The following is a 4,851-nucleotide window of genomic DNA, read 5'->3' as shown; positions in this document are numbered from 1 at the left end:
GCCGATGAAGCTAGACACATCGAATCGCTCCGCTCTTCGTGTTTCCTTTATCTCGTACGAAGTGCGTAAGTCTCATACGGCGTTGAACGGGCGCTCTCCACTTTTGTTTTTATAGTTCATTCATGATTGTTTTATACACTTCTTTTTTCTTAAAGTCTTTCTCTCCCATTCCAAATACTTCAATTACTTTATTTTCTTCGTCTAGCAAATAGGTCGCGCTTGAATGAATGAATTCACCTGTACCTGGATCCCGGTATTGAAAGTTGAAGCTATCAGCTAATTCTTTGACAGCAGAATTCTCTCCGCTTACTAAAAACCAGCCACTCTCTTTATCTATTTCGAACGTTTTAGCATAATCCTGTAATACTTGTTGTGTATCTCTTGCAGGATCAAAGGAGACTGTTAAGAATTCTACTTTATTGCCAAATACTTTGTCTTTCACCAATTGATCGCGTAATTGTTGCATTTGGTATGTAGTATTTGGACAAATATCTGGACAATAAGTGTACATGAATTCTACAAGTCTTATTTTTTTTGGAAGATTAGCAAATGCAAAATCTTCACCTGTATGTGTTTGAAGAGTCACATCTTCCGGGAAGGTCATTTTTGATTGACGATACTCAGTAAAATAATAAATCCCAGAACCTATACCTATAACAAGTATGATTGCACAAATCGTATATATTTTTTTCATACTACTCCCACCCCTGGTCTTCAATATCGTGTTACTACACTGAGATTAATGCACACATTAATCATACCTTACGCTGAAACATGGAAGGGTGAGAAAAATAGACAAAATATTGAAATTAATATGAACTTATCCAAAAAACCATATATAGGTTTTGGGAGTTTGCTAGGGCAATCTTAAAATCAATAGTTCTAATTCAATTTTTCCCAACTACATTTATAAGGAGGCTTGTTTAGATTTTAAGGGGGTATTGAATTTGCGTAAATATATAAAAATCGCATTAGGATTATATATACTGCTAGCTGTAATGCTATATATGTATATTTTCCATTTTTCGGATACAGCTATTCCGTTACATTTTAAAAACACAGGTGCTGACCCGACGACGTTTATGAATGAAAAACAATTATTGTTGAGCGAAGAATTTTCTGAAATACGTAATTTCTTATTCTTTCTTGAAACACCGTTTGAATGGTTATTTTATTTCTTAATCTTTGCATTAGGTATTTCTCGTAAAATGGAGCAATCTTCACTTTCTTTATCATCCTACTCATTCCTACAAAAAAGCAGCTACTTCTTCTATTTATCTATACTTTCGTTTATAGCATTCTTTCCATTTAATTATCTTGGTTATCACTTATCAAAAAAGTATCAAATCTCTACGCAATCTTTTCAATTGTGGATGAAAGATGAGTTAATTGATTTTTGGATTAACTTTGGTACAACCTTTATCATCGTGTTTACGTTTTATTATCTAGTTCAAAGAAGTCCCCGTAGATGGTGGTTACATATGTGGTTATTATCTATTCCCTTCACTTTATTTGTGATGTTTGTGAAGCCAGTAGTAATTGATCCACTTTATAATGATTTCTATCCATTAAAAGATAAAGCGTTAGAAGCGAAAATATTAGCATTAGCAGAGCGGGCAAATATACCAACAACAAATGTTTTTGAAGTAAATATGGCAGAAAAAACCAATGCGATGAATGCGTATGTAACAAGTATTGGTTCTAACTCCCGTATAGTCTTGTGGGATACCACGCTTAATAAATTAGAGGATGATGAAATTCTCTTTATTATGGCACATGAAATAGGGCATTACGTAGAGAAACATGTATATATAGGAATTGCCCTTTATTTGTTATTTGGTTTGGTAGGGTTATGGTTGGCCGCCAAAATCATGAACTTTGTCATTAACAAATGGGGAAGGGCTTTGCATATACCAGATCTTAGAAGCTTATCTTCTTTCCCGCTATTCCTTTGTACGTTATCACTTTTGATTTTCTTATCGAGTCCGATTTCCAATTTGATTTCACGTTATGAAGAGAAAAGGGCAGATGTGTATGCAATGGAAATGGTTAAGGACAAAGATGCGGCTGTGAAAACATTTCAAGAATTATCAAAGTCCTCATTAAGTCAATTGAACCCACCGTGGCTTGTAAAAATGTTCCGCTATACACATCCAACAATGCTTGAAAGAATTTCTACAATAGAAAACTATGATTTGAATAAGCATAAGAAGTAATAGTTGTGAGAGAACGATTTTCTTTTCCACCATTGAATTGATTGTAAACGATACTGTATCAATTGGAGATAATTTTAATGTTTTACCTATGTTTGAGATAGCTGGTACTAGCATTGCGATGGGTAATGTGGAACCAGAAGTGAAGGAACAAAGCACCTATGTAACATGAACCTTAATGAAGATGGAGTTGCGTCCGCTTTGCGACAATATGTTTTAAATAGGTAAAAAAGGAAGAACCATCTCTCTCGAGATGGTTCTTCCTTTTTTATTGTATTAAGTTCCAAAACGCTTATTAATTTCTTTAAGTTCATTGCAATAATGTTGAAAAAGTTCTTCATTTTTTTGATCGAGAGCTTTATCAATTTCAATAAGGAGTTTTTCTTTTTCATTCTTTAGTAGAGCTTCTTGAAGCATCATATCGATATAGAGTTCCAACATAAATGTTTCTTTTCCCGAGTTCTTTTGCAGACCAGTGGATTTCATCATTTCTGTGTTCGAATGTTCATGGTTCATGAAGCCATCACCCCTAATACCTTTTTATAATTATATAGAATTTATTAGATTAATTCAACTGAAATATTTAAAAATTCTAAATATTTTAAATGTGATGGTTAGATTTTTTCACATAACATTCAAACAACCTTCTTTTGATTTATGATATGTTGATTATGGTGGTAAAATATGTATATTTTCTAGGAGGTTGGCACATGAAAAAAGTACTAAATATAAGAGAAGAATATGAAATTACGCCGTACACGCTAATGGTAAGGCCGATTGAACATGAAGGAAATTTATGTTCACAGATTTTCGAACTATATGATGAATTTATTGTTTTAGAAAAACCAATTACAATCATTAAAACGAGCTGCGAATATTTTGGAAGTAGTTATGAAGGAAGAAGAGAAGGAACACGAAACTTAACGGGCTATACACATAAGGCTCCAATCGTTATTGATCAGTCCAGCTCCATTTTTTTCTTTCCAACGACTTCACCAGCTAAAGAAAGTTGCGAATGGGTTGCTCACAATCATATTGATATATTTATGAAAGACCATAATAATGAAACCGTTCTTATATTTAGTAATAAGCAAAAAATTCAATTATCCGTATCATACAGTACATTTGAGACACAAGTTGCTCGAACAGCTATGTTAAAAACAAAGCTTGATCAACGAATTGCTGAAACAAGATGGAAATATCGTATTTGGCAAAAGCATCCTACTGACAACAAGCATTAATATTATTCTCACTAGCTACGGTTTGTTAATATATCTTTCATATAGGTAATATTTTAGTAGTTCTTCTACTTTGTTTCTAATTCGCAGATTAAAGTAGTTATGATACTCCTCGTAACCTTTATAGAGAAACAAGAACATAGTAAATACCTCATCACGCTTCATTTCGCTTACTTTAATATTTTCTAGCCTCAAAAAACGATTTGCCTCAGCGAGTTCATGTTGCACAATTTTCATCGTTAGTTGAATCCATTCTAAATATGGATTCCTTAACTTAAAAGGACTTTTTTGAATAATAGAGAGATCGCGGTTGAGGACCGTAAGTACCATCGGTAAGTAGATGGCTTGTTCAATTATATCGCGGTCTTTTTCAGGTATGCGTGTCATCATCATTCCTCCAGTAACATCTACATAGTTTATCCGTTCTAGCTCATTGTTAATTCATAAATAGAACATTTGTTCTTATTATTTTATAATAACGAATGAATCAATTCTATTCAAGTGAAATTTTCTGATCTTTTTCCAAATAACTTCTTATTTTCTTTTAAAGAAAAAAGTATAATACTAACATCAGTTGACTCTTCTGATAAAATATATGTAAGAAGTTTATTATGTTTGTTATCTTTTGTTTGGGATATTTTTACATAATAATTCTCATTGTTAGCGTCATTTCAATATAGATTCTCAGTAAATGGTAGCTATTGTCTATTGAAAAGTGATAAATACTAGTAGTATTCGAAGTAAGGAAGTTTCGAATAGAAGGAGCATATTATGGATTTGGACAGTTTAAGAGAATTTTTCAACCAAGAGAATATTTTAGAATTGATACAAAGCTATAAAGCATTCGGTCCAATACCAGGGATATTGCTACCATTATTAGAAGCTTTTCTACCATTCTTACCGCTATTTGTGTTTGTAGTAGCGAACACAAATGCATTTGGGTTATGGTTTGGCTTTCTGATCACATGGATTGGCTCTACTGTAGGAGCGGTATTGGTTTTTCTTGTTATAAGAAAATATGGTCATACAAGATTTTTTTCTTTCATCAAGCGAAATAGGCAAGTACAAAAATTAACAAAATGGCTTGATGTTCATGGGTTTGGCCCAGTCTTTTTAATGCTTTGCTTTCCTTTTACACCTTCAGCTGTCGTAAATATTGTAGCGGGATTATCGAATATGAGTCGTGTACAATATATGCTTGCAGTGATGATAGGTAAGCTTGTAATGATATTTACGATTAGTTTTGTAGGACATGATATTACATCGTTGATTACACAGCCTATTCGTACAATTATCGTGTTAATAGTTATATTTATTCTATGGTATGTAGGTAAAAGAATAGAAATAAGTTTAAATAGAGATATCGAATCAAAGGTTAAGAAGAGAGAAAGAGAAAAACA

7 protein-coding genes are annotated in these 4,851 nt (G+C 32.7%); 4 read left to right on the top strand and 3 right to left on the bottom strand.

Annotated features, from left to right (window positions below; all coding sequences use genetic code 11):
- Positions 1-109: 109 nt before the first annotated feature.
- On the bottom strand, positions 110-694 hold the full coding sequence (locus V7014_RS20555; RefSeq protein ID WP_335509825.1) for an SCO family protein: 585 nt from the start codon (positions 692-694) through the stop codon (positions 110-112).
- Between the two features lie 253 nt (positions 695-947).
- Here V7014_RS20555 and V7014_RS20550 point away from each other — a divergent pair, with 253 nt between their 5' ends.
- Both V7014_RS20550 and V7014_RS20545 read left to right on the top strand, forming a co-directional pair.
- Positions 948-2,216: a M48 family metallopeptidase gene (locus V7014_RS20550; RefSeq protein ID WP_335509823.1), complete on the top strand. Its 1,269-nt coding sequence runs from the start codon at positions 948-950 to the stop codon at positions 2,214-2,216.
- 37 nt (positions 2,217-2,253) lie between these two features.
- Positions 2,254-2,385 carry an HAD hydrolase family protein gene (locus V7014_RS20545; RefSeq protein ID WP_335509821.1) on the top strand — a complete coding sequence of 44 codons (132 nt, stop codon included), beginning with the start codon at positions 2,254-2,256 and terminating at the stop codon, positions 2,383-2,385.
- A gap of 104 nt (positions 2,386-2,489) precedes the next feature.
- Here V7014_RS20545 and V7014_RS20540 read toward each other — a convergent pair whose 3' ends face one another.
- Positions 2,490-2,729 carry an IDEAL domain-containing protein gene (locus tag V7014_RS20540; RefSeq protein ID WP_335509819.1) on the bottom strand — a complete coding sequence of 80 codons (240 nt, stop codon included), beginning with the start codon at positions 2,727-2,729 and terminating at the stop codon, positions 2,490-2,492.
- Positions 2,730-2,923: 194 nt separating this feature from the next.
- Between V7014_RS20540 and V7014_RS20535 the strand changes: the two genes are divergently transcribed.
- Entirely contained in the window at positions 2,924-3,454 is a 531-nt protein-coding gene (locus V7014_RS20535) for a competence protein ComK (RefSeq protein WP_335509817.1), read from the top strand.
- Positions 3,455-3,469: 15 nt separating this feature from the next.
- On the opposite strand, the gene V7014_RS20530 is transcribed toward V7014_RS20535, so the two are convergent.
- Complete coding sequence (locus V7014_RS20530) at positions 3,470-3,838, bottom strand: hypothetical protein (protein ID WP_335509816.1); 369 nt, start codon at positions 3,836-3,838, stop codon at positions 3,470-3,472.
- Positions 3,839-4,222: 384 nt separating this feature from the next.
- Between V7014_RS20530 and V7014_RS20525 the strand changes: the two genes are divergently transcribed.
- Positions 4,223-4,851: TVP38/TMEM64 family protein (locus tag V7014_RS20525; protein ID WP_335509813.1), on the top strand; the 629-nt coding region annotated here is incomplete at its 3' end.

Origin of the sequence: Bacillus sp. JJ722, from assembly GCF_036963345.1 — a bacterium.
Lineage (GTDB): Bacteria > Bacillota > Bacilli > Bacillales > DSM-1321 > Bacillus_AD.
Note: the sequence above shows the minus strand (reverse complement) of the source record. Positions and strands in the feature narration are given on the sequence as shown.